At 38.8% G+C, this 26,561-nt stretch carries 21 protein-coding genes; 2 read left to right on the top strand and 19 right to left on the bottom strand.

Annotation, left to right across the window (positions count from 1 at the left end; all coding sequences use genetic code 11):
- Positions 1–127 precede the first annotated feature (127 nt).
- Positions 128–1,339, top strand: coding sequence for an IS256 family transposase (locus R3F25_10445; protein MEZ5497223.1), 1,212 nt, complete (start codon positions 128–130; stop codon positions 1,337–1,339).
- A gap of 51 nt (positions 1,340–1,390) precedes the next feature.
- Here R3F25_10445 and R3F25_10440 read toward each other — a convergent pair whose 3' ends face one another.
- The 5 genes from R3F25_10440 to R3F25_10420 form a co-directional block, all read right to left on the bottom strand.
- Positions 1,391–2,092: a hypothetical protein gene (locus tag R3F25_10440; GenBank protein MEZ5497222.1), complete on the bottom strand. Its 702-nt coding sequence runs from the start codon at positions 2,090–2,092 to the stop codon at positions 1,391–1,393.
- 112 nt (positions 2,093–2,204) lie between these two features.
- On the bottom strand, positions 2,205–3,068 hold the full coding sequence (gene rpoH, locus R3F25_10435; GenBank protein ID MEZ5497221.1) for an RNA polymerase sigma factor RpoH: 864 nt from the start codon (positions 3,066–3,068) through the stop codon (positions 2,205–2,207).
- Positions 3,069–3,266: 198 nt separating this feature from the next.
- On the bottom strand, positions 3,267–8,645 hold the full coding sequence (locus R3F25_10430) for a VWA domain-containing protein (protein MEZ5497220.1): 5,379 nt from the start codon (positions 8,643–8,645) through the stop codon (positions 3,267–3,269).
- Positions 8,646–8,698: 53 nt separating this feature from the next.
- Positions 8,699–10,993, bottom strand: coding sequence for a hypothetical protein (locus R3F25_10425; protein MEZ5497219.1), 2,295 nt, complete (start codon positions 10,991–10,993; stop codon positions 8,699–8,701).
- 194 nt (positions 10,994–11,187) lie between these two features.
- Complete coding sequence (locus R3F25_10420) at positions 11,188–11,373, bottom strand: hypothetical protein (GenBank protein ID MEZ5497218.1); 186 nt, start codon at positions 11,371–11,373, stop codon at positions 11,188–11,190.
- Between the two features lie 269 nt (positions 11,374–11,642).
- Here R3F25_10420 and R3F25_10415 point away from each other — a divergent pair, with 269 nt between their 5' ends.
- Positions 11,643–11,936, top strand: coding sequence for a hypothetical protein (locus tag R3F25_10415; GenBank protein MEZ5497217.1), 294 nt, complete (start codon positions 11,643–11,645; stop codon positions 11,934–11,936).
- Here the strand turns inward: R3F25_10415 and R3F25_10410 are convergent.
- The 14 genes from R3F25_10410 to R3F25_10345 form a co-directional block, all read right to left on the bottom strand.
- Complete coding sequence (locus tag R3F25_10410; protein MEZ5497216.1) at positions 11,933–12,451, bottom strand: GNAT family N-acetyltransferase; 519 nt, start codon at positions 12,449–12,451, stop codon at positions 11,933–11,935. The genes R3F25_10415 and R3F25_10410 overlap by 4 nt on opposite strands.
- Positions 12,444–12,791 (bottom strand): hypothetical protein, encoded by a 348-nt coding sequence (locus R3F25_10405; protein ID MEZ5497215.1) that lies wholly within the window; start codon positions 12,789–12,791, stop codon positions 12,444–12,446. Before R3F25_10405 ends, R3F25_10410 begins: the two co-directional genes overlap by 8 nt.
- A 2-nt stretch (positions 12,792–12,793) precedes the next feature.
- Positions 12,794–13,333: a tail fiber protein gene (locus R3F25_10400; GenBank protein ID MEZ5497214.1), complete on the bottom strand. Its 540-nt coding sequence runs from the start codon at positions 13,331–13,333 to the stop codon at positions 12,794–12,796.
- Between the two features lie 9 nt (positions 13,334–13,342).
- Positions 13,343–13,867, bottom strand: coding sequence for a tail fiber protein (locus R3F25_10395; protein ID MEZ5497213.1), 525 nt, complete (start codon positions 13,865–13,867; stop codon positions 13,343–13,345).
- 9 nt (positions 13,868–13,876) lie between these two features.
- The gene (locus R3F25_10390) at positions 13,877–14,395 is read right to left on the bottom strand and encodes a tail fiber protein (GenBank protein ID MEZ5497212.1); all 519 of its coding nucleotides are present in this window, start codon (positions 14,393–14,395) and stop codon (positions 13,877–13,879) included.
- A gap of 137 nt (positions 14,396–14,532) precedes the next feature.
- The gene (locus R3F25_10385; GenBank protein MEZ5497211.1) at positions 14,533–15,858 is read right to left on the bottom strand and encodes a hypothetical protein; all 1,326 of its coding nucleotides are present in this window, start codon (positions 15,856–15,858) and stop codon (positions 14,533–14,535) included.
- A 250-nt stretch (positions 15,859–16,108) separates the two neighbouring features.
- Positions 16,109–20,098, bottom strand: a complete 3,990-nt coding sequence (locus tag R3F25_10380; protein ID MEZ5497210.1) for an Ig-like domain-containing protein — start codon at positions 20,096–20,098, stop codon at positions 16,109–16,111.
- 149 nt (positions 20,099–20,247) lie between these two features.
- Positions 20,248–20,886, bottom strand: a complete 639-nt coding sequence (locus R3F25_10375) for a response regulator transcription factor (protein MEZ5497209.1) — start codon at positions 20,884–20,886, stop codon at positions 20,248–20,250.
- On the bottom strand, positions 20,861–21,727 hold the full coding sequence (locus R3F25_10370) for a hypothetical protein (GenBank protein ID MEZ5497208.1): 867 nt from the start codon (positions 21,725–21,727) through the stop codon (positions 20,861–20,863). Before R3F25_10370 ends, R3F25_10375 begins: the two co-directional genes overlap by 26 nt.
- An 8-nt stretch (positions 21,728–21,735) precedes the next feature.
- The gene (locus tag R3F25_10365; GenBank protein MEZ5497207.1) at positions 21,736–22,269 is read right to left on the bottom strand and encodes a DUF4124 domain-containing protein; all 534 of its coding nucleotides are present in this window, start codon (positions 22,267–22,269) and stop codon (positions 21,736–21,738) included.
- A 6-nt stretch (positions 22,270–22,275) separates the two neighbouring features.
- Positions 22,276–23,457 (bottom strand): ABC transporter permease, encoded by a 1,182-nt coding sequence (locus R3F25_10360; GenBank protein ID MEZ5497206.1) that lies wholly within the window; start codon positions 23,455–23,457, stop codon positions 22,276–22,278.
- On the bottom strand, positions 23,450–24,181 hold the full coding sequence (locus tag R3F25_10355; protein ID MEZ5497205.1) for an ATP-binding cassette domain-containing protein: 732 nt from the start codon (positions 24,179–24,181) through the stop codon (positions 23,450–23,452). Before R3F25_10355 ends, R3F25_10360 begins: the two co-directional genes overlap by 8 nt.
- Complete coding sequence (locus tag R3F25_10350) at positions 24,178–25,605, bottom strand: alpha/beta hydrolase (GenBank protein ID MEZ5497204.1); 1,428 nt, start codon at positions 25,603–25,605, stop codon at positions 24,178–24,180. Before R3F25_10350 ends, R3F25_10355 begins: the two co-directional genes overlap by 4 nt.
- Complete coding sequence (locus R3F25_10345; GenBank protein MEZ5497203.1) at positions 25,602–26,105, bottom strand: hypothetical protein; 504 nt, start codon at positions 26,103–26,105, stop codon at positions 25,602–25,604. Before R3F25_10345 ends, R3F25_10350 begins: the two co-directional genes overlap by 4 nt.
- Positions 26,106–26,561: the final 456 nt, after the last annotated feature.

Below are 26,561 nucleotides of genomic sequence, written 5' to 3'. Positions count from 1 at the left end.
AGAATTCCAATAAAAAAGGCAGCAATATGAAATATCACTGCCTCCAAGAGAAGAGAAATGAAGTTTCCGGCACTGTAAATAAATCTGTGTATCTGCTTTAATTGAAATTTGTTAAAGTAGGTACATTATGAAAAATAGAAAAGAACTTGAAGCCTTAGGCAAAGAACTTGCCAAAGGTATAAAAACTCAAAAGGATTTGGCTGAATTCAGCCAAATCCTGAGCAAAATAACTGTTGAAGCAGCCCTCAATGCTGAATTGGATGACCATCTTGGTTACGATAAAGGGGGTTCACGGATTTCCGGAAATGCCCGCAATGGATACACTTCCAAAACAGTGAGAACCGATACCGGAGCATTTATTCTGGACACCCCTCGTGACCGTGATGGGGAGTTTGAACCGGAACTCATCAAGAAGAACCAAACCCGGTTCACAGCCATGGATGACAAGATTCTGAGCCTTTATGCCAAAGGCATGAGTACCCGTGAAATCGTTGATATGTTCCAGGAACTATACAGTGCTGACATATCAGCCGGCCTGATTTCAAAGGTCACCAATGCAGTCATCGACAGAGTCACCGAATGGCAGTCCCGCCCATTGGATGCTGTTTATCCCATTGTTTATCTGGATTGTCTGGTGGTTAAGGTTCGACAAGATCGAAAAGTAATCAACAAGTCCGTTTATCTTGCTTTGGGCGTTAATATGGAAGGTCATAAGGAGCTTTTAGGCATGTGGCTTGCTGAAACTGAAGGTGCCAAATTCTGGCTGGGAGTCCTCACAGAATTGCAAAACAGAGGCGTTAAAGATATTCTCATTGCTTGTGTTGATGGATTAAAAGGTTTCCCCGAAGCCATTGAGACTGTTTATCCTGATACACAAATCCAGCTGTGTATCGTGCACATGGTGCGCAACTCCATCAAGTATGTTCCATACAAGGATTACAAGGCAGTTACAGCTGATTTGAAGAGCATTTATAAATCCATCACAGAAGATGAAGCTTTGCTTGCATTGGATAAATTCTGTTCCAGTTGGGACGGTAAATATCCACAGATTGGCAAATCATGGAGAGCAAACTGGAACAATCTCAACACCTTTTTTGACTACCCTGAAGATATTAGAAAAGTCATTTACACCACAAATGCGATAGAATCACTCAATAGTGTTATCAGAAAGGTGATTAAAAAGCGTAAGATATTCCCTACTGACGATTCTGCCAAAAAGGCGATATTTTTGGCTGTAAAAGAGGCCTCCCGCAAATGGACTATGCCCATTCGCAACTGGAAGCCTGCTTTGAATCGTTTTGTGATAGAATTTGAAAGTCGCTTAGGTGATTATTTATGAGCGCAGATACACAGAATTGTTTACAGGCTCAAGTTTCCCTTTAGGTATTATTTAGTATGGTTCTTCTGAGCCGGAGTATTTAATCACTTCCGCATTTTCGAAGTCATCATCATATTTTGCAGTATCATGAATATATAATTTAACCGGTTTCTCAAATATCAAATCGCCATCAACAACCACATCTTTTCCTAAAACAACAACCGGTTTCTTGGATTTTGTGCTATTAAAGAAACCTTTGCTTTTTTCAATAATAACATCATCATGTACATGTGTTCCATCAAGTAGCAAAATCTTGCCATTGACTGCTTTTACATTTCCATGAATTTCAGCGTTAATAGCTTTAAGTTTCCCGTTGACAGTTTCATAATTTCCCTTCACTTTGCAACCGGATTCAGCAATGATTGAACCATTGACTGTTTCCACATCTTCTTCAACTTCACAGTTTGTTCCTAGGCGAATCGAACCATTGACTGTTTCTGCTGAGTGAGCTTTTACACCATCTGTAAAGTTTATACTTCCGTTCACTGTTTCTGCCGAACCAACTTTGGTTCCTGGAGAAACATTGACGGAGCCATTAACTGTTGATAGATCACCAACTTCTGAATTCGCCCCTACAGTAATGCTGCCATTGACGGTATCATAATCCTTATCAGGAGATTGAGTTCCTTCCGCAATGTTTTTGCTTCCCAAAAAATTTCCGCAAGCAGTCAGAGAAAATGTTGATGCTAAAATTAGTACCAGAATATTTTTCATGTTGTTACCCATTCGTTTGTTTTTCAGATATAAAACGAACTACTGATGAATTTGTTACAAAAAAAATGGCAATTAAATTTAATTGCCATTTGTGTTTTGATTGAAGCACTTATTATGCCAATATTTGGCTTTTCAGTTTTTTCATTGCTGCTGATTCCAGCTGTCTGATTCTTTCAGCTGATACATCATATTTCTCAGCAAGTTCTTGCAAAGTGGCTTTTTTGTCTGTCAACCATCTGCTTTCTATAATATCCAGACTTCTGTCATCTAATTTATCCAAACCTTTGAATAGTAATTCGTGATTTGAATCACTTTCTGTTTGTTTCTCCAACAATTGTTCCGGGCTTGGATCAGAACTTGTCAACCATTCTTGTGGTGAGTAGTTATCATCATCACTATCATCTGATGACAAATCAAAACACACATCTTGTCCATGCAAGCGAGATTCCATCTCCACAACCACTTCCGGTTTGACATTCAAATCTTCTGCAATTTGATTGATTTCATCGCTACGCAACCAACCCAAACGCTTTTTGTTTTTACGCAAATTGAAAAACAATTTTCTGTGAGCTTTGGTGGTTGCAACTTTTAGAATTCTCCAGTTTTTCAGGATGTATTCGTGAATTTCTGCCTTAATCCAGTGCACTGCAAATGAAACCAGTCTGACTTTATGTGAAGGATCAAATCGTTTAACGGCTTTCATCAAACCGATATTTCCTTCCTGAATTAAATCACCGACCGGCAAGCCATAGCCTGCATAAGATCGTGCGATAAACACAACAAAACGCAGATGCGAAGTGACTAATCTGTGAGCCGCTTCCAAATCGTTATCATGAAAAACTTTTTTACCGAGTTCGCGTTCTTCCTTTTTGGAGAGAACAGCTATTTGATTAACTGCACTGATGTAGCTATCCAAAGATCCTGTCATTACAGGGATTGGCGCGAGTTGTGTGCTTGTTGAGTTGTTTTCTGTCATTTTTTTACTCCTAATTACTCCCGACTTTGCGGCAAATAAATATGTTTTAAAAACTTCCGCCCTTCTTATGAAGCAGCAGGATTGTGAATTATATATAAGACACTGCTAAAATACAATAGTTCCAATGTCATGGTTTAAATACAAACAAAATTGATTATCATTTGCACTCTTATTACAAACCGTTCGCGTCTCAAAAAACTACAACTCAAATCTTTGCAACTGCTCTCCCAAAATTTGGTAGTTTTCAATCACTTGAACTTCTTGAGTGAATATTTTAATGGTGTAATATCCTGCAGGCAATTCAATGGGTTCACCATTGACAGTTCCTTCGCTAACGAGCTCTCCATTCCTGTCAAAGACGGAATAAGGAACCTTTAGAGCTTCATTCACTGACTGTTTGAGAGATTCCGGATTATTACTGTCAAAATATTTTCCGCCACCTTGAGTGGACCATTGCTGAAACTGCTCTTTCAGTTCCTCATCATCAATCGCAAAACCAACGATATTGAGGCGAATATCCATACCATCTTCAATCAATTTAGCAATCACTTCCTGAGGATTTCCGTCGCAAGTTTCTTCCCCATCTGTCACAAGAATCACTATTTTTTGACCTTGATGAGACTTCAAGTCACCGGCAACCTTTGCCAGAGAGTCAGCAATCGGTGTTTTTGCCAGATTCTTGGCATTGATACTATCAATCACTTTGACTGCGGCTTGGGGCTGCAAAGGCTGAAGTTTGATGGCTAAATCCGTTCTGCAAGCATTAGCTTCTTTATCTCCAAAGACTCGCAATGCTACCGGAGTTCCTTGTGGAATCACTTCCGTGACTGTATTTTTCAAGACATCTTTAGCAATATTGATTCGGCGATTACCGTTCAAACGCTTGAGCATACTGCCAGAAGCATCGAGAATCAATTCAACTGCTCCGCCAGATTGTGAACTTGCCGATTGTGAAATTTGCAGTTGTCCCGGTCCGGGTTGTTTTATGTATTCGCTATCAACAACAAGCTGATAATCTGCCGGCATACGCAATTTAGCTGCTGCTCTGGCAAATGCTTGATCAGCATCATTTCTATCCACAACTTTGATAAACTCTCCGTTATTGACGTGAGCCCAAGACTGGAGTAAATCAACTTGGTCCTGAAGTTTGCCTCCGAACCCCGGAGTTCCCACTAAACCGAGCGAAAATACTCTCGGATGAACCTCTCTCAAACTATCCCAAACTTCAGGAGTTCTGTTTGTGAGAGCATCGGTGATTAAAATAATTGCTTTGCTTCCTTGTCTGCCAGCCAATGCTTTTGTTGCCTGGGAAAGCGACCATTCAGCCTGACTGGAATCATCTTTTCGCGAATAGCTGTTAATAATTGTTTTCAGATAATAGGGCTCTCCATACCATTGATCCATCAATAATTCACCACCGAATGGTAAGAAATTCACCATATCTCTATCAGGAATTACTTCATTGCTATAGCTGTTTAATGCCTGATAGATTATATCCTCGTAACTAAGTGTGCTGGGGCTGGTATCCCACACAAAAACAGTCGACCTCGGAGGTTCTTCAACTTTGATAAAATAATTTTTCCCGCTTTCAACAGGAAGCTGGTATTGGATTAAATTTGTTTCTTTGGCAACAATAAGTAATGGCAGTTGAATACCTTGTTCGTCCTCAATATGTAAAACGGTCTCAACTGTTTGTTTGCCCGATAGTCTGATGTTTAAGGTGTTGTGATCTTCGGCAACCGAAAATTTGAACCAATCCGGATTGTCAGCATATTCCAGTTGAACCTGACCTTTTGTTGTTTTTACCTGACTGATATCAAAAGCCGTATTTTTGCTGTGGTTTTGCCTTTCATCTTTAACAGTGAGCTTATTTGCTGGATTGAGTTTTTCATACAATGCCTGATGTGAAAGCTCTCCCCACTCTCCTAAAATACTTTGATAATCACTACCTACTTGCTTTTCAAGGATTCGGATTGTTTCAGGAAAATAAGCATAGTTACTAATTTTGACGTTATCAGTTACAAATTTCACATAGCGAGCCCAAACCGGTTTTTCAAAGGTAATTTCTTTGAGTGATTTGTCAGTGTCTAGTTTTTCATCGGCGACTAATTGCCATGGTCCCACATTTGAAGATGAGGAAACAAACACTTTTACAGATTTCATCGGTTCTACATTCGACCTGTTACCGGTGTCAGCTTGTGATGGCAACCATTGTATTTTTTCAATGAACGCCGCTCGTTGATTGTGAAACCCGATAACCCATTGCCAATCATCATTCGATCTGGAGCGTGCTGAAGCGTGTTCCAGTTCTTCTGTTAAAATTGGCTTATCCCAATCTCCTGAAATTTGTGGTTTTGACCAAACAACAAACCCGCCATGATTTGGGCTCGCAATATTGAAGGAATCAAACACTGTATCAGGAGCTGCAATCACTTTCCACTCACCTAAAGACAGATTGGTTTTAACGATATCATCCTGAGAGTTAATCATATACAAACGAGCAAACCGTGCTTTGTAAGGTTGTGATAACACGAAGGATTGCTCAGCTCCAACCGGCTGCAAACTTCCCTGAAGCACATTTTGGAAATTGACCCCATCAAGAGATAGATGCAACTCGAAATCTTTCAGATATTTATAAGAGCTTCCACCGGATAAAGGGTTAAGTATAGTTCCTACCACATCAACAGGTTTGTTACCTGCGAATTCAATTGTGACAATATCTTTTTCGGTTTTTCTTCCACCTCGATATTTTAAACCCGAATTTAACGCCGTCATATTGTCAAATAATTCATCAAATCCATAACCAACGGATGAAACATTCATCGCAATATCTTCTTCCGTTCGTTTCGCTCCCATTGAATGTGCGGCGACATTAATACCACCTAACAAAGGTTTTTGAACTCCCCAGAATTCTTCAGGATTGACCAATTCTGCATTTGTATCCGCTTTAATTTCATGCGAATATTGCTTTACAACAACTCCTTTTGTTTCAGCAACAAAAACGATTCGTGTGATAATTGTGTCTATCAATTCAGCCGGAGTCAAAATAGAAATTGGTATTTGTTTCGTTTCTCCTGGCTGCAATTGCAATTCATCTGTGGAAATATCTGTTATCCACCGGTAGTCACCGGTATGGATTTTTAAATGAACATCAACGATTTCATGACCTTTGTTTTCAACCATAATTTGGCCTTTAAGTCTTTGGCTTTCAGGGCTAAATGCCTTTATTTTCTCAGGCAGCCCGCTAACTGACAAGCTCACATCAGCTGAGATTATTTGTTGTTGAACCGGTTGATTATCAATTTTAATATCAAACTCATAATCTGATTTCGACACTTGGATTCGGAAATATCCGGCTTTATTTACAGGAATGGTGAAATCTATGAGTTGTTCTTTTGAGTTTCTCTCTGTGACTAAGCTTGTTTTTCCATAATCGGTAAAGCCGACAATTCCGTTAATGTTATTACCAACTTTATCGACGAAAGTAACCTTTCTTTGTACTTCGGATTCCGGTAGAAAATACCAGTCATAATCATCATGAGTTCCTGATTGCCCTTTGACTACCGAAACTCCACTCATATTATTGGCTTGATACGGATTATCATTCGGTTCACAATCTTCAATACAAGTGTAAGCGTCATAAGTTTTTAATGAAACCTCGTATAAATCATCGCTCAAATCACGATGAGGTTGGATTCTTATTTGATACTCTCCCGGTTTTAACAGTCCTTTAAACTCCACTGCCTCACCTTTTTGTGAGACTTTTCTACCAACACGGACTCCTTCTCTGTCCAACTGATAACTTAATGCGCCGTCTGCAGGAGGCTGTATCTTTAAATGGAGTCCTTGTTCACCATTAATACGAAAGTGGTATAAATCGACATCATTCGCATCAGCAAGCAACCCTTTTTTAGTTTCACCAATATTTAAAGCTGTTGCTTGTATATCACTATCATTAGGCTCTCTTTCAAGAGATTCATCAATTTTTCCGGCGGGAAATACTCTAAGGACATACTTGCTATCCGTACCATTCAAGCTGACAACATGCTCACCCGGGGAAAGAATGAGGTTGCTTAATTTGAGCCTGTTGCTTTTTGCCTGATTGGTTGCTCTCTGAATAGCATCACCTCTGGAGTTATAAATCATCAATCGATCCAAATTACTTCCAACTGCTTGAATCGTCCACATCCTATCACTATCATCAACATCAAATTTATAAAAATCATACTCGTTGCCAACCGTTGTGCCTTTGACTAATCTTTTTTCATTCATAGCAACAGCTTGAGGAAAGCTGTCATTTGGTTCAGTTTCCATGATAGGATTTCTTGGGCCGACATCCGCTACGTTAACACTATAAGGAGCTTCATTGGCAGATCGTGATAGTGATATAAAGTAACTCCCTGTACTTAATGACAAATTGTCTAAGATGATATCTTCTTTTGTGTCATTGCATTTCAATCTTTTTTGATTATCATCCCACAAACAAAAACGTAGATTTTCTTTATTATCGTTAACGACTGATAGTTTCAATTGTTTATGTGACAGTTCTTCGTCAACTTCAAAAATAAAATAGTCTTCATCTCTATTGTCAGACAATCTTCCAGATATTGCCTCTCCAATTTTGATTTGGTTAGCAATTTTAAGTTTATTGTTGGGTTCTGCTTCATTCCCCGATACAAACTCACCTGTATTGGCGACCTCTATAATAGCTGTGCTTGAATCCTGAGATATCAACTCAAGCAAGTAAGAACCTACTGATAGTTTTAAATCAGAAAGATAAAAAGTTCCTCTTTTGTCAGACTGGTGAGAGGCTAATAAATTATTTGCAGAATCATACAGTTTTAAAGTTAATGGTTTTCCTAGTTCCGATTGACCATGAACCTTCCAAACTTGGTTGGTTTGTTTCTCATTTATTTTAAAATCCAACCAGAGTGACTTATTAAAGAAATAAATACCTACCGTAGAGTCTGCACGAAGTGAGTATGGAGACTCTTTACTGTTTTTATCTTCCTTAATTCTTGCCTGATTGATTTTATATCCCTTGGTAATTCTGATTTTGTAGAAATCTTGCTCTTTAACCTCGATAGAGTCTATTTGATTGTTTTCCTGCTGAATTTCGGATTCCATATCTTCTAAACCAATATCACCAAATAATGGAGATGCTGATGGCTTTGATTGTCCTCCGGCATAAGACAAACCTATATAATATTTACCTGGTGTAACGACCAAATTATTTGTTTGTAATGGTACTGAGCCATCTGGACTCGACATTGAGAAAATGGTATCTACTTTTGTGACTCCGCTTCCGTCTTCAGTAAATTCTACTTGCATTAAATCTAAACGGGTTAATTTTCCAGGCAAACCTTCAAACTCAATATTCCATTGAAAATCAGCATCGCCATCTGATACATTCCAGATAAACATGTCCTGATCTTTGCCTTGCATATCACCAAGAATCGTTTGTTCTGATTTGAAATGGTTACCATCAATCGGTGAGTTATTCGGTTCTTGTTCATAGAAAAACTTCTCAGCCGAAACATTATACGCAAGTAGAATTAATACCCAAAATAGTTTCATTATTGTGTACCTCTTAATAATTTTATACCTTTAGCTTATTGATTGAGGTTTGATTAAAAATCAGGAATTGGACCGACTGCCTTACAAACCGCACCATTTGTTCCCGGTGCAATTCCTGAGCCTGTTCCCAATTCATGAGTAAAATCAACAATATCAAAGACTGCTGCACCGGCTGTTCCTATACTTCCGGCTAATGCTCCGCCAAATGACAAACCAACCACATTGTTGAAATGAGCCTCAGCCATACAACACATTTTCTCGAAATTATTCATACTTCCATCCATATCGCATTTTTGTAAGTTACCCAAAGACCTTGCCAACATTAAGGCAATCTGGGCCAGTTCAATTTCGTACTCTGTGATTTCTTGTCCGCCACCATCAGCCGTCATTCCCAGACTTTCACCTGTTTTATGATTAAAACGCCACCAACCTGACATTTTTAAATTTTCAGGTTTTTTCTCAGGAACAATTAATGAGTATCCGGCATTGATATCTGCCATTGCACTTTCGTAAGCGAGTGAATCTTTGCTGAATAGTTTTGCCAGACTCTCCTCAACACCTGTTTCTGGTTTTAGCAAATGCAAAGATATGTTCTGGCTTTCCGCAGCACTTGTCACTCTCAATGTATCAACTTCGTTGCCTTCAAGACTTAAAAAACGGGATGGTAGCCATTCACCGGCAGTGTCCCAAACTCCCTGCTCAAATGTTTGTTTGGTGTCGTTATAAACTTTGCCATTTTTCACTCGAAGAAACTTTTTGGAGTTGCTGATAATATCAACTGCAAAAAACTCTGTTTGAGCATCTATAAACCCCTTTTTAAATGCAATCAGGTTTGGCTCTGAAATGTATTGAAGAGTTTCAGTATTTGCAGTTGGATTTTGTTTCATCCAGCGGTTCTGTAATAACAAGTCGAATGAACTTTCAGGAATCGACTTTGGAAACGCACCTTGTTTTTTGTCACTAAACAGCTTATCAACCGATGCTTTTAACCAAGGCAACCCTTTTTCAACTGATTGCAGATATAAATCTGCTAAATAAGCAAGAGGTTGTTCACCGGTATTCACCATCATTTCATAGCGGGTTAAAAGTTTAGTTTTAGCCAGATTTTCATCAACGGATTCATTTTTATCAGCTTTATAAGTGTATCTTTTAACAACTTTTTCCTTTCCATCTGGCGAAATAAATGTGAATTGCAACCATTGAGCGGTGAGTTCCAATTTTGGTTTTTTATTGTCTTCAAGTGCATCAATAGCATTCATGGTTTTATCGCCAACAGTTTTAAAAATACCGGCAGCCGGTGCGCTCATAGCATCCGAATCAACTAAACGACCTTGTAAATCAAAAACTTTTCCGCCAACAGGCTGACCGTTAAATGTCGGCATAAAAACCTGTGAACGATTGATAATATCTCGCAGATTAAAATCAGATTTAATATCAATACCCAAAGGCATATTGGCGTAGCTAAGGAAAACTCCTTGCAAGTTAGCAGTCGGTTTTGTCCATGCTTTCATCAAACTGTGTGTTTTGTAATCCTCACCGATTCTTTGTTCGATAAATGATTCAATTTTGACTTGATGCAGGTATTTTTCTGGAATAGTTTCGCTCAATGTTTCTGTTACAGTGACATCAAAACTTTCTCCTTTTTTAAGTGCCGGATGAGCATTTTGCCAGGACTCTGTCACTCCCATGCGATATTGAACCCAGAAATATTCCATGTTTTCTTTGACCATTTGTTCTGTCACATCAACTTCTGCCAAATCAATTTCATACTTTTTGAGCACACTTTGTAATTGATTGAGAGAATTGTTGTACCTCTCAAAGGTTTTAGTGTTTTTCCAATCAAAAGCAGATTTCGAATCCGGGTTTTTCTTCGCAAGAACTGAAACAGCCTTTTCAAAACCTTCGCCATTTCCAATGTTTTGCGGAATACTGGCATTTGAAGATTGCACAAGAAGTTTTAAAGATTGCTCTTCAGTCAAAACACCTCTGGCAATCCGAGCTTCAAATCCCGCATCTTTTAATAACTTCGCCAGTAAAATACTTTGATCCAAAGAATTACCGGCTCTTGAGTTTAAAGTCCCTTGCACTCCTCTTAACAATCCTTGATAGGGTTGAAAAGCCACTTTTTCTTGCATGAACTGAATAATAGTATCAGCATCAAAGTCCAATTTGAGCAAGAGTTCCTGATCATCGAAAATACTGTTATCAAGGTTTTGACGGATTGTTTGAATCTTTTGCTGGTAAGTTTTTAAATTCTTTTCCAGCAAGTCATAAGACAATTCTGTGTTTGCATTGACTGTTGTGCAAACAATCATAATTGCAATGATGTGAGTGATATATTTAAACATATTTCCCCCTGATTTCCTCTGTATACAACATTATATACGCTTTTTTCGTATAAGCAGTGACACATTATTGAGCTATAGTTCAATCTATAGCTTAGAGAGAATGGTTAAAATAGAATAAGTTTGTTTGAGAAACGCAAGAACGCCACTTCACATTTTATAATGAAGCGGCGTGGATTGAGAAAAAATAAGATTGGTTAAGAAGTCCAGCTCTCACATTTCATGAAAGCGGCTTTTTCCTCACCACCGGCATGTTTACAACATCCTTTGTTAGCAGAAGACGAAATTTGAACCTCAGAACCATCAGCTTTGAATGTTCTGTCGCCTTCCCAATGCTTGCAAGTTGAACAGTTTTTAAATGTAATTGGAAATGTTGGTGCCATAATAAACCCCCTGTGTCGATTTAAAATTACAGTTACTTTCTAGTAGCTTGACTATGAGTCAATTTTTATCATAAGAATAAAAACGTGATAAATTTCACATTTTTTGATTAAGGATACGCAAGATTTTGTCAGGAATTGAACTTTTAATGTGATTTTTACATACGTCTGATTCTTTAAATTTTATTATGACATTTTTTGTTATAAAGAATTCATTGGCAGAAGTTACACCTTCAACTATAATCACATCTGACTCATACGAAATAATAAGAATGAACCTAACGAAATCCTTTTTTGATAACCTAGACAATAAACAATTCCAACTTCAAATTGGGGAAGAAGAGTATCTGGATTTGAACCTTGTTGAAATAAAATCAATTAAATCTGAAACAATCCCAAATGGACAAATTGAACCGTTCTCACTGCTATTTCAGTCAACGGACAAAAGAGTTTTTGAGCAAAATACTTTTTTGATAAAAAGCGATTCAACTGACGATATCCATCTCTTTCTGGTTCCAATTGGAGCCAATGAGCGAGGAACCCAATACGAGGCAATTTTTACTTAGACGGTTTTGGGATGCCATTCCATGTATTGATAAACACCTTTGTCTTCAATTTGTTGGAAACCGTGTTTGACATACCAGTTATAGGCAGGGTTAAAATTTTCAACATGGATGGTTATTTTCTTTTGATTTGATTGAGCTTCATTAATGAGGTTTTTTAAGATTTGAGTTCCAAACCCTCTGTTTCTAAATTCAGGTAGAAAGGCAATATCTATCAAACAAATTGACGTTTCATCTCTGTCCAGATAGATGCGGCCAATTTCTTGGTTCTTATACGAAATTAACAAATAGTCCGATTTCGGATAATGCGATTGGTAATGTTTATGTTGTGCATCAAACTGCATTTGCAGGAAATTCTGCTTTTGCTCCAAACTCCATGGAGTCTGTTCTAGTTCTTTCCAACGAGTCGATGCATAAAGCTGTGAAAGAAAAGCCATATCCTTGTCAGATATGGCTTTATATTGCAAATCACCAGGAAACAATTGATGATTCAATGTTTCCGAAACACTATCAGGCATTCAGCCTCCTGTTGAACACAGCTTGAAGTTGTGTTTCATTTATCGGAGTCATAAAAACCTGATAATTTTTACCTTCGGAAGATTTTAAATCATAGATTTTTTCTTCCAGCCGGCCTTGCAGGTTTTGGACACTATAAGTCAGGATAAATTGCTTCTCATCCTGATTGTTAACAGGATGAATCTTGCTATCTAGTTTTAATTTCAATCCATCAGCTGAGGTTATTATGTTTTCTTTGATTAAATCTGACTCAGTTTTTGACACCGCCAAAGAAACGCCTACGGGCATACTGGAAACACCTAGAGCTGCAATTAAAGATTGTGTAAAATTTCTTCTTTTCATAATTAACCTCTAGAAGGATACAAACCTTGTAAAGCAATAATGTAATTAATTGCAATGACGGGCTGTACATTGTTGTGCGACTGGCTTCCACCGGCTGTTGTAACCTCACTCATGGGAGCGACATTTGAACTGCCATTCGCATAAAACTGACCGCTGGCAGATGTACTTGCAAGATAGTGATTGACCGGATCTGGAGTATCCGCTCCGCCACCACCAAATCCTCCCGGATTCGCATCAGCTGTGACACTATGATTATGATTCGGAATCTGTGCTTCAGTCAGAGTTACTGACTGCGTGCCACCTCTTTCGCCCAATCTTCTGGCTGTTAAACCCGGACCTCTTCCCGGATGCATCGGAGCTCGACCTTGTAAATTGGGAAGTGCTGTCGTTGATAGCCCATCACCACCATACGTTGTGCCAATGAGTGAAAATAAAGCGGTATTCTGCGAAATTGGTAACAACTGGCCATTACAAAATGCCCAGCTTCTTGGAGCAAAATTACCTGCGAAAATTCTAATTTCTGCTATAAATGGTTCTGACATACAATTCTCCTAATTTCGTGATGGATAAATACCAACAAGGGCGATAATAAAATGAATGCACAGATAAGGCATTAAGTTTGTGTGTGATCTCGATCCTCCGGTATTTGTAATCATGTTTGAATTCATGGATGCTCTGGTACTCGATAAGGAATTGATATACAAATTGGAGTTACTGACATCTTTGGCAAAATAACCCGATGGTGAGCTTGAACTCCCTGCAACATTATTACCACCAACACTATGAGTGTGAGATGGCATTTGATTCACTGTTAAAGTCACATTCTCTGCACCAAACTTTGCTCCCAACCGCCTTGGACTCAACCCAGGACCTGTTCCTGCATGCATAGGCAACCTCCCTCGCATATCAGGCAGTCCAAAAGTCGTTCTTCCATCACCGCCATAAATTGTACCTAACAAACTAAACAAGGCATCATTTTGTGAAACCGCCAATAACTGACCATCACAAAACGCCCACCCACGCGGAGCAAAATTGCCCGCAAACATACGGATTTCTCCTACAAATGGTTCTGACATACCAGCCTCCTAATTTCGTGACGGGAATAATCCCTGTAAAGCAATACAAAAATTCAAAACAATGGAAGGTTGCATATTTTCATGAGCCTGGCTTCCACCGACATGCGCAACCATCCCTGAGCCCATTTCTCCTGAACTTGATGAAGAATAAGGTTTTCCATTATTTGTAGCTGCAAGTAATGTGTTATTAGGAACGGCTTGATTTGCAATATTAGAGGTTCCCTGCATCACATGGCTGTGACTCGCCAACTCATTTACCGAAAGTGTATGAGTTTCTTCGCCGGTTTTCTGACCTTCGCTATAAGTCATTCCTCCGGCACCATCATTACCAACATGAACAGGAACACGCCCTCTTATATCCGGCAAGGCAAATGATGTCCTGCCATCACCTCCATAGGTTGTTCCAAGTAGTGAGTATAATGATTGATTTTGATTGATAGGTAATATTTGTCCGTCACAAAACGCCCACCCTCTGGGTGCAAAATTGAAACCCATAATTCTGATTTCTGCTAGAAAAGGCTCAGACATAGACACCCCCCGACTAAAGTGGTTTTCGAGTATTTCTTATTCATATTATTTCCCCTTTTTTTATAGTGAGTGTTGAATTTTAATTAGCTATTCAACAAAAGCTAAAGCAACCTGAATGTATCAGGTCGCCGTTTTTCTTATAAACAACTATTAACTCCATTCATAGTTCCATTATTTGCATCCACATCAGCACCGGTTGTAATGATTCCTGCATCTAAGTCATTGGCTGTTATATAGGCGTCAACTTGTGCATCAGTAACTACACCAATTCCGGCTCCCTCAATATTTTTAACTGCTGCCCCAAACTGAACAAAACCATAATGACCAAATGATCCAGGGTTCGTATTATCAACATCATTTCCAAGAACATTGGAACAGAACGTATTATTGTGTGGACCAACTGAATTCGCTCCTGCTACAAAGACCATACCGGCAGAGAATCCATTGGCTCCTGCATAGCTGATTGTATTTCCTTGGACATTCGCATACAAACCACCAAAACTATTTGAAGCGTTCATTTCAATTCCGGCAATAGTTTGGTTTGCACCGGAACCACTCATATTCATGCTATTATTCGTAATAGAAATCTGATTGGTCGAAACAGCGCCGTCTCCTGTAAAGTTAGTAAACACACCATCAACATATTCATCATCAGAAGATATGGTATTTGAACTCACCAAGCCATTGATTATAGATGACCCACCTAATGCAGTAACTTCACGACCGGTACCACCGGCACCACCATCTTCTTGTATCATAATATTTGAGTTTATGGACAACATAACATCAGAATTAATAAAGCTTGACTGTCCTGTCACACCAACGAACATCACGCCATTGGTACCGGAACCTGGTCTGTTAATTGACGCAATTCCAACTCCTTGATAAATTGTAGCATTTCTGACTGTTGAGGTTAACGAACCTCTTTCGGCAAAGAACGCAGCACCAATATTGGTGTTCTCAATAGTAAATGAACCTCCAACTGCCGACCCTAAAATAACAGTTAAATCGGCATTATCTATAACGGTGCGTGCTTCAAAGCCACCTTCTAATGCATTTTTAATTTCTGAAACACCATCAATTAACAATTCGCCGGCAATTGGTGTGTTTTGTGCGATAAGAATAGCTGTATCACCAACCGTATTATCAACTACTAAGTTCTGCCAATGACTTGAATTAGCTCCTGTGCCAAGAAGATTAATAAGATAAATTCCATGTTCGTTAATCTCATCGGATGTATTTTGAACGGTTACACCACTCATATCAAAATTAGTTACATTCAATCCATATATACCCAGTTCATCAGATGTGTCACCATTTCCGTCAACAAGTACATTATTCAGTACAATATTACTAACATTCTCAAACTCTATTGCCGCATTACAGTTCTCACCCGGGTCTATGACTCCTCCCACATCGGCAAAACATCCCGGTGATTCATTGGTGGCATTCACAAAGCTCATATTTGATAAGTTGATATTGCTTGAGTTTTGAACAACAATTCCATTTAGAGATTTGTTTTGGATAATACCACCACTATTATTCGTTGTACCTATCCCTGTTACATTGAACGAACCAGTTCCTCCAAGGAGAGATAGAATAATACCCCTATTCCCCCCGTTTGATTCTACTCTTTCAAATGTAACATTAGAAGTGCCAATATTTATATTGCTTAAGTTAACTGCGGTTGCTGTTGTGGTTACAATACTGTTGCTACTTCTCTGTCACATTCAAGGTTCCACCGCCAGTAGCTGTAAATGCATCATTTGTAGCAGTGGAAAGAGTCAGTTGTCCTGAAATATTTATGGTTGCGCCTGTATTATTATTTATATAAACGCCGGTACTGCTTCCACTAGTGCCAAGAATCGGGCCTGTCAAATTAATTGTCCCTCCGTCATTGTTAAGGACTTGCAAGGAACGACCTGACAGACTGACAATACTCGCAGCAAAATTTACGGTTCCCGAACCTGAAGATATACTGACATTAGGTCCGCTAGAATTGCTAACAGAACCTCCGTTGACATTAATTGTTGCTCCGTCATTGTTGGATAGAGCCATGCCTGCGCTGTTTGAAAGCTGATTATCAATTGAGACATTAGCTATAGTTATAGCACTTCCGGCAGTCACTATATTATCGATAGCAAAACCAGTTGTATTATTGGCAGCACCACTATTAATGATGGTAACATCACCAAATACTCCGGTTTGTACTCCACCGGTGAAAGCATTGATAACAATACCAGCCTTTTGTCTGCCGGTAATTTGTATATTGCCGAATGTATAAACTAAATTGGAATTTTCAATCAATATCCCTTCTTCAACAACTGAATTAATAAATGTTGAACCTGTAACTGTAAACACACCGGAAACACCAGACAAACGAATTCCATATCCGCTTGAACCATTGGCTGCAACTGAATCCAGAATTATATCCGCAGTTCCGTTCTGAAGATTAATGGCTTCTCCATTTAGTATCAAGTCAACATCTCTAACCTTTAAAGTCCCAAAATTTGAACCAACAATTTTCTGATGGGCATTGACGATTTCGAAACCTCGAATTGTGTTTCCGCTTGCGACATTTACACCTGTCGCACCAATCAATACTGGTTTCAACCCGCCTGTGGCAGGTAATGTATTACTAAACGGAGGGACTATAATTCCACATTCAGCAGCTAAACCTGTAACCGATCCTTCTCCAATTAGTTTTTGGTTATCAAGCAATGTAATCACACTTGAGTAATTAAATCCGCCTGCACGGGCGACATAGATACAATCACCGTTTCCATCTGCCGCTGTTGACATAAAGTCAGATGTGTTTACAAAAGGAGCAGCCAGACTTCCGTCACCTCCGGCGGCGGCAGTCCCATCTATAAACCAGATTTTGTTAGCGACGGTTAGAGTTACAACCGCTGAATCCGTGACAGTACCGTCTGATATTGTATAAGTAAAACTATCAGCTCCTGTGTATCCTGTTGGTGGAGAATAGATGAAACTACCATCACCATTAACAACAACAACTCCTCCTTGAACACTTGTCGCGTCATAAGCTGTTACTGTCAATACATCCATATTGGGATCAGTATCATTTGCAATAACACCGGATACTGCCGGAACAGTAATTCCAACATTACCTATGGAGTCATAAGCATCATTTACTGCAACCGGCGGTTGATTATCGTCATCGGTAATTGTTGCTGTATGTGTAGACTGTACTCCAATAGAAGATAAAACAGGTCCATTCAAGTTCTGTAATAACAAATTAACCGTTTCATCACCTTCGGTGTCAGGGTCATCAATAGGAATGAGAACCGCATTCAGTGTATTTCCGTTAACAGCTCCAAATGAGAAAGTGAATGTTTGTGTTCCAATTGCTGAATAATCTGTAGTGCTGGTTGCAGAACCACCTCCTGCATCAACCACATCTATTGATAAAGGAATTTCAAGTTGTCCGCCGACCGGGATTGTTAATTGGACGCCAATATTCAAAGGCGTAGATTCATCAACAGTGGCACTAGTCGCTGCAAAGAAACTCACACTTGCTGCATCATCCTCAGTGATAGTTGCAGTATGTGTCGATTGAGTTCCTATGGAACCAGTACCAACTAGATTTTGGAGTTGAAGATTGACACTTTCGTTATTCTCAACATTATTATCATTTATTGGAACAAGTGATGCATTCAGGGTTGTTCCATTTGTTGATCCGATTGGGAATGTTAAAGTTTGAGTTCCAAAAGAAATATAGTCAACCACACTCGTAGCTGATCCGGTTCCTGCATCTACCACATCCACACTCAACGGAGCTGTTAATGGTATTGGTGTAGTTAGTACCACGCCAACATCCAATGCAACCGCTTCATTCACAGTAGCACTGGAAGCTAAAGAAAACTCAACTGTTGCTTCATCATCCGTAATAGTTGCTGTATGAGTTGTTTGTAATCCCAAACTCACAGATGAATTCGCGACCAAATTCTGCAACGCCAAATTAACAGTTTCATTGCCTTCGTTACTAGCATCATCTAATGGAGTTAGAGTCGCAGTTTGTACAGTGCCATTGGTGGTACCAATAGGGAATGTGAGTGCTTGCACTCCAAACACATTGTAGTCCACACCACTGGTAGCACTTCCGCCACCGGCATCAACAACATCAACCGTAACCGCGGTATCCAGTTGACCACCACCCGGAATATTAATGACGACGTCTATATCTAATGGTGTCGCCTCATTGACCGTTGCACTGCTCGCCAATTGGAAACTGACCTCAGCGAAATCATCATCGGTAATGGTCGCAGTATGATTGGTTTGAACTCCTAAGGTTCCCGGACCGGAAACATTTTGCATCAATAAGTTTACAGTCTCATCACCTTCAACATTGGTATCGTTATTCGGAGTTAATGTTGCATTCAGAACTGCTCCTCCGGTAGCACCTATTGGGAATGTAATGGTTTGTGTTCCAATAGCAGTATAATCAGTACCACTTAAAGCCGAGCCACCGCCGGCATCAACCACATCAACACTCAGAGGAGCTGTCAAAGGCGCTAAAGCTGTTAGTTCAACTACAATATTCAACACCGTTGCTTCATCAGTAGAGCTACTTGATACACTTTGAAACTCAACGCTGGCATCATCATTGATATCATTGGTTACAGTAACAACAATATCTTGAACATCTGTTAAACCACCGGAATCAGTGACAGTCACTTGTATATCATAATTGTTATCAGCACCGGAGTCACTTGGTGCTTCAAAGTCCGGAGCCACTAAAAAGGTAACGACTCCAAAGTTCACATCTATTGAAAATAAAGAATCATCAATTGCACCTGTTAACGCATAAGTCAGTCCGGCGCCTTCAATATCTCCATTGACATCTGTTGATTCAACATCAATTGCAGATGTTTGGTTTTCCATCACACTGGCAGAATTTGCAGAAATAATTGTTGGCGCTTGGTTTTCAACATCAACCACATCCATTCGTGCAGTAAAATAATCTTGCTCCAGAATAGCAAAAACTTTGGTAATATCAGAAAAATTTGCCGGTGCGGAATTATCACCAACCGGATCATTGATTGGGTTAAAACTACTCCAATCGTTCGCCTCTCCATCAATGACAAACAGGAACATTCCCCAAACCATTGTTGAAAAAAGCATTACTGATGCCAAAATCAATGCTTTGTTTTTGTATGCCTTCTTGGCAACAATAAAAACAATCAAACATAAAAATAGTAGTGATATTGTTGATAAAGTAGGTATAGGAAAAGCCACGTTGACAAAAATTCCATTTCCTGAATTATTCACAGTCACAATATCTGAAGATATGTCAGACTCAACTGAGAAGTAAAGCTTGGCTGTCGAGCTGGAACGAATGCCTAAATCTGAAGTGCCGATTTGAAACTCAAATACATCATCGCCATTTGCCGCTGTGTTAAACCCTAATGCTGACGTAACAACTGCACTCCCGCCATCAAAACTACCACCAACACATTCGTGATAAAGTGAACTACTAATTACCACCGGAGATGCGCTCGTCGTTACAGAAATGTAACCGTCAATACCATCAAATTGCGTTGCAAAATCGGGTTGAACAACACTACAACCGGTAGTGGTTTTGTTGTCTTTATCGATGTAGATGTTATAGGTTCTATTTTGCGCGGATACAGAAAAACTGAATATGACTAATAAAGTCAATACAACATTAGTGCGTAGCATTAGTGCCCCCTCGGATTCTTATTAGGATTGTTAATTATTGTTAAATACTAGCAGAAATGTGAATACTTACGGAAGAAAAATTTGACTTTCAAAGATGCAAACTTAAAAAAAATATATGAATTGCTTCACATTTTGCACAATGATGGCATTTATTCTGACTCAAAATTGACTAAACCCATACGAGTCGCTTGCAAAGTTGCTTCAGCACGAGAGTTGATATTGAGTTTTTGATAGATCTCTTTAACATACCCATAGCAGGTTGAACTCTTTATTTCCAGAAGCTCAGCAACCTTAGGAACATTTATCCCTTTTGCAATCAGAGTCAATACATCCTGTTCTCTTTGGGTGAGTTGGTTTTCCTGCGGTTTAGGATTAAAAAAACCAAGAAGTTTATTAGCGATTTGCGGTGAAATTGGCAGTTGTCCTTTTTCAATATTCAATAACATTTGCGCCAATTGGTCTTTATCCTGGTCTTTTAGAATATAACCCTTGGCTCCTTTACGAAGTGCATTGAACACATTTTGGTCATCATCAAAAATTGTGGTCATAACTATCAGCGTTTCTTTTTGGTTTTTAACCAAATAATCAACCACATCCATACCACTTCCATCCGGCAAACCGATATCAACCAAAGCCATGTCAAAATCTCTTTCCTTTACCTGATTCATTGCTTCGGAAAGGTTTATCGCTTTGAAAATTTCAGCGTCCGGATAACTGAGACAGGCAGACTGCTCAACCCACTTCATTACAGCAGGAATATCTTCAATGATTAGAATGGATTGCATCATATTGGTGTTTCAAAGTGTATGAAGTTCCTTTATTTTTTTGTGATTCACATAAAATTTCAGCATTGATAGATTTAACTCTTTTCTCAATAGTTGATAGTCCTTTACCGTGATTGGTTTTCAAAATTCCTATGCCATTATCCTCTAAAACAATGGTTATGCCATCATTTGTTTCCGAAAAAATCAAACGAGCCATGGAGGCTTTGGAGTGTTTGATAACATTATTGACTAATTCCCGCACAATTCGGCTGATTGTTGCCGGAATTTGATTGGATAAACTGCGTTTATGGTTCTCAAAAATACTTTCAAACTCCAGCTTAATACCTGCTGATTCCAGTCGCAATTTTGTTTCGGCATGAAGCTCATTGGCTAATTGACTGACTGAGCATTGAATATTGGTTGTAGTAGCAACAGCATTGCGTATTTTTGACATGATTTCTTTTGCAGTCGATTTTGTTTCTTCATTCGGTGCCGAATAAATCAATTCCAGTAACTTTGCTCCTACATCATCATGCAAATTCGCATAAATACGGGAACGCTCTTGTTCTCTCGCCTGTTCGATTAACAAGGTATCATTGATTGATTTTTCTTGTATATCACTTTTTGGCTGTTTAATTATCAACAGCAAAACCAACACTAACATCGTTGAAATTACAAAAGTTTGAATTTCAAATGTTTTCAACATCTGCAATGTCAATAAGACCAGGATTGCAAAATTTAGCACCAATGAAGTCAAACTCAGTTTTTTACCTAAATAACTTCGCCAAATTTGAAGTAGCAATAAAGAGACCGCAAAAATGATATTTAGAATTGTGATAAGTTCAAATATCAGAACTTTATTCATAGATAGGTTTAGTTTTCAAGTCGAGTTGCGGAACGACTGTACTCAAATTTAATTTCAGGAGATTTAATCATCACTTTTCTGGAGTGAGATTCAATCAATTCAGCATATAAGGTATGCTCACCATCACCAACATCCGCAATCAATTGAGAGTTAGAACGAACCTTGCCTCGAGCCACGCCATCAAGATAGAACTTAATTCGGTATTTTGAGGGCAAGTTGCCATCAACATGCACGCTTGCCAATATATTACCGTTAGCACTCGTTATCCGCGTGTCAGGTTTGGGAGAAACGATATTAAACTCTTCAAATTGATTGGAAGCCTGCTTTTTTTTATGTTCATAACGCTTCCACGAAGAGTTCGGCTCTAACTCATCTTTCTCAATTATAGTTAGTGACTTCACTGCATCCGCTTTGCTTTTATTCAATTCAGGGTCTTTGTCAGTGTAGTGAACTTGACCGTTTTCATCAACGTACTTATAAATCTGAGCATAAACAAAAGTCGTTGATGAAAACATCAAAACCAACAAAAAGAGTTTAGTCATATAAACTTATCCGGAAAATAATAAACTTTCCCTTTTATACAATTTAATCGCAATAAGTGCAAGCACCAAGCCCACAAATAATGAACCAACAATAGCAGCAATGATTGAAATTGTCGAAACCGTCTCACCTCTCATGATTTGATTGATGATTAGATTCTGACTAAGAACCGGTGTTGCCATCATCCATAATTTTTCCTTAACCGGCATAAAAATCAGTGCCATACTTGGAATCATTGGGATAAACATCAACAAGTTTACATAGGTTTGTGCCTCTTTAAACGACTTGCTGTAAGTTGCAACGATTGTCTGTAAAGACGCTGCCATCACCGTTAATGGAGCTAAAACCAATACCAAAATACTAACATTTTTTAAACCAAAATCAACAGTCATACCCAAGTCAGCTAATGGCATAAAAGGCATCGCTACTTTAAATGCAGCGATTGTTGCAAACATGGTGATAATACCGAATGTGATGGTTGCGATGAGCTTTCCAATCAATAAATTGGATCTTTTAATCGGATTTAACAACAATGGCTCCAGTGAATTTCTCTCCTTCTCACCTGCCATTGTATCAATTGCCAGATACATACTTCCTAAAAACAACCCAATAATCAAGACATAAGGAAGAAACGTCATGACCATCGCACCTTTGGATTGAGCCGTTGAAACATCATGATCTTCAACCATGACCGCTCTTAACAACATCGGACTCACTCCGCGAAGTTGTAAACGAGTCATACCAATATTGCTTGAATACTCGGCCAACAATGCTGTAATTCGACTCTGAGTGACATTGGTTGCACCTTTTGCCGTTTTGTCATAATACAATTCCACTTTTGCCGGAACACCTTTTTCAAATTGTTCGGCAAATGTATCAGGAATAACCAAAACAGCTTCTTCATCTTTATCAATAATCGCTTGTCTGGCATCTCCGTTAAACTCTTTAATTTCGGCGCCTTTGCTTTTAAAGAATTTAACCAAGCTCATTGCATTCGCAGTTCCTTGAACTGAAACTTTCAATTGAGCTTCAGCTTTATCTTTTTGCATATTGGTTATGAAATTCATCAAAACAACAAACAGAACCGGCATAAATACCGCCCCCATGAATATCGAAGACATCACGGTTTTACGATCGCGCAAGTTATCCTTTATTTCTTTTTTTGCAACTGTAAAAATTTGATTACTCATGGCCTTCTCCATTTGTAACGATATGAACGAAAGCATCTTCAAGACTATTCATATTTGTTTGCTCCATGAGTTGTTTTTCGGTGCCTGATGCACAAACCCTGCCATCGTTAACAATCAAAATTTCATCACTAACAGCAGCAACCTCTTGCATCACATGAGATGAAAACAATATGCATTTTCCGCGAGCTTTTTCTTTCCGTAAAAAGGAGCGAACTCCACGAGTACTCATGACATCCAAGCCATTGGTCGGTTCATCGAGAATAATATTTTGCGGGTCATGGACTAATGCTCGTGCAATAGCAACCTTGACTCTTTGACCTTGGGAAAAACCATCAGTTTTACGGTCAATAAAGTCCTGCATTCGTAAATCCTCCACCAAACTTTCGATTCGTGAATTGATTTGAGATTCTGACATTCCATGTAATCTTCCGAAGTATTGAATATTTTCTCTCGCAGTCAAGCGTAAATAAAGACCTCTGGAATCAGGTAAAACACCTAATAGTTTTCTCGCTTTTTCAGGTTCTTTTTGGGGATTGATTCCATCAATCATCACTTCGCCCGATTCGGGAGTAATTAATGAATAAATCATTCGTAAACTGGTTGTCTTCCCGGCTCCGTTTGCTCCCAATAATGCTGTTACTTGGTTATCGGGTGCAACAAAACTCACCTCTTTCACAGCTTTGACTTTACCAAAACTTTTACTTAATGCTTTTACTTCTATCATTGTTTAGGTCCCATCATGTTAATAAAAAACGGCTCGTAATCGAAGTCACTCATACACTTAGTATCCAGTTCATCTTCCGGATTATTTATAAATTGAGTGATGATGTCAGGCATACAGCCTTTCGGGAAAACATTATGTCCCTGACCTTTTGCTACCAAATGCTGTGAATTAGATAGTGTTTGCATCGCCAGTTCAGCAAATTCAGGAGGAGTAACCGGATCGAGTTCCCCTGATAGCAATAAAACCGGCAAGTCTGAAACGACAGGCTCTTTAAAATCCGCATCAACTGTACTATGAGGCCAAACTTCACAGTTTCGCTTAATCTGCTCAATGGAATCTTCTCCAAATAAATTTTGTGATTCCACATTATACTCATCATAAAACGGCGCATCCTCTGCACAAATGATTGAAATCTCAACATTGCTCATATTCTCTGATAAAAGGCTTCCAATCAAATTCCCTTGTGATGCTATCGTTTCCAGTTGTCCATGATTTGCCTTGGCAATAATTAGTGGCAATAATCGCATTGAATCGGGTGTATAAGCAAACATCCTGATTGCTATCGCCACCATTTGTTTATTCACGGTAATTTCATCATATTCACCGGTCATAAAATTCTGCAAGCGAATTTTGGGTTGATTTTCTTCAACATTGTCTAGAACTTGCCACATTTGCTGTTCCACATCGCCAAAGGCTTCATTGCATGTCGGTTGATTTTTGCAAAGTTCAAACTGTTTTCTTAATGCATTGACAAGATTTTTCTCATGGCTTTGTGGCATCGCTTCTTGTTGTGGCATGACTCCATCAAGAATCACTGAACGAATTGATTCCGGAAACATTTTCATGTATGTTAGTGCTTTTCGAGTTCCATAGGAGATGCCTAACAAATTCCATTTCTCGATAGCTAATGCTTTGCGTACCTCTTCCAAATCTTTGATAGACTCAGGAGTTGTATAAAAACGAGTATCAGCATCCAGTTTATTGGCACAGTTTTGTAATTCCTGAGGAATAAGCTCAGGATTTTCATTTAACTGTTTTTGAGTCTCTTCATCGAATTCGCATTTCAATGGATTGGAATGACCTGTACCTCTTTGATCCACCAAAACCACATCACGATCTTTCAAAATTTTTCTAAATGCCGGATACATCTGTGGAAAACTTTCAACTGCTGATTGTCCTGGGCCTCCTGCCAACATTATTACCGGATCCAGTTGCTTTTTCTTTGAGACTGTACGAACAATTGCCACATTTAAGTCAATCATTCGTGATGGATTGGAACGATTTTCAGCGACTGATAGTTTGCCGCACTCGGCTTTAATTTTTGTACTGTATTCGGTACCAATTCTGCATTCTTTCAATTCAAGCGCGTAAGATGTTTGTACTGAAAAAAATGCGATACCGACAAATAATGTCTTTATCTTCATATTTTGTACTTGAAATTAGAATTATTATCCTTTATTCTAACAGAAGTTGAAGTGCCAATAGTCATAAATAGCTCTTTTGCATTTACAAATAAAAAAGGGTGACCAAAGCCACCCTTTTTTCCATTTAACTTTGAGGTTAAATTAGAACTCGATGCGAACACCCATTTGTGCTTGCCATTGAGATCTTGATTCACTAAAGTCAGGTTATCAAGAAACTCTTCTCTTCCAGTAAAATCTAATACCGCTCTTCCTTGTTCATCAAATCCATGATGCTCTACAACATTCTGAGCAGAATAATAACTGTAATACACATGTCCCCAATCTTTGTTATTCAATAAGTTACCTAGATTCTTAATCGTAAAGAAGACAGAAGCTTTAAACATTCCCATTTGTGGAAGTTCTTGACGAACTTTTAAATCCCACAAATTGATTCTAGGAGCTCTAAATGAATTTCTTACAGGAATTTGACCTCTGTATTGATCTAAACCTGTGTTTGCCAAGAAATTCTCAAACGCTTGTTCATATGCTGCTTACAGCTATCGTAATATCTACTATTGTAGTTTCCAAATACCTATTCCCCTTCATTTATGGCACATAAAGCAAATCATTGTAATTTTATCCCATCACCATTTACATCATTATCATAAGCATAAGAGAACGGCTCTCCATCACTTGATGTCCAGAATAAATTAATACTAGTTTCATTGTCTCCAAAGGAAATTATTATTATAAGCTACCTGAAGTGTAAATGCATTTGGTATATCATATGCTGAAACACCAACTTCCTCCGCATTCGGATTGATAGATGGTCTATTATTCCAGTTAGAGCTTGCCGAGAAGAGGTACCATTGCTCACTTCACTTGTGCTAGTATGTGTGTATGATGCCTTAATAAGTGTTCTGTTTTCTTCTCTAAACTAACGGTCGCACGTTTAGTATTGCCTTTACCAGAATTTG

It is taken from the genome of Gammaproteobacteria bacterium (assembly GCA_041395445.1).
Lineage (GTDB): Bacteria > Pseudomonadota > Gammaproteobacteria > Xanthomonadales > Marinicellaceae > NORP309.
This window is presented reverse-complemented; position numbering and strand designations above follow the sequence as displayed.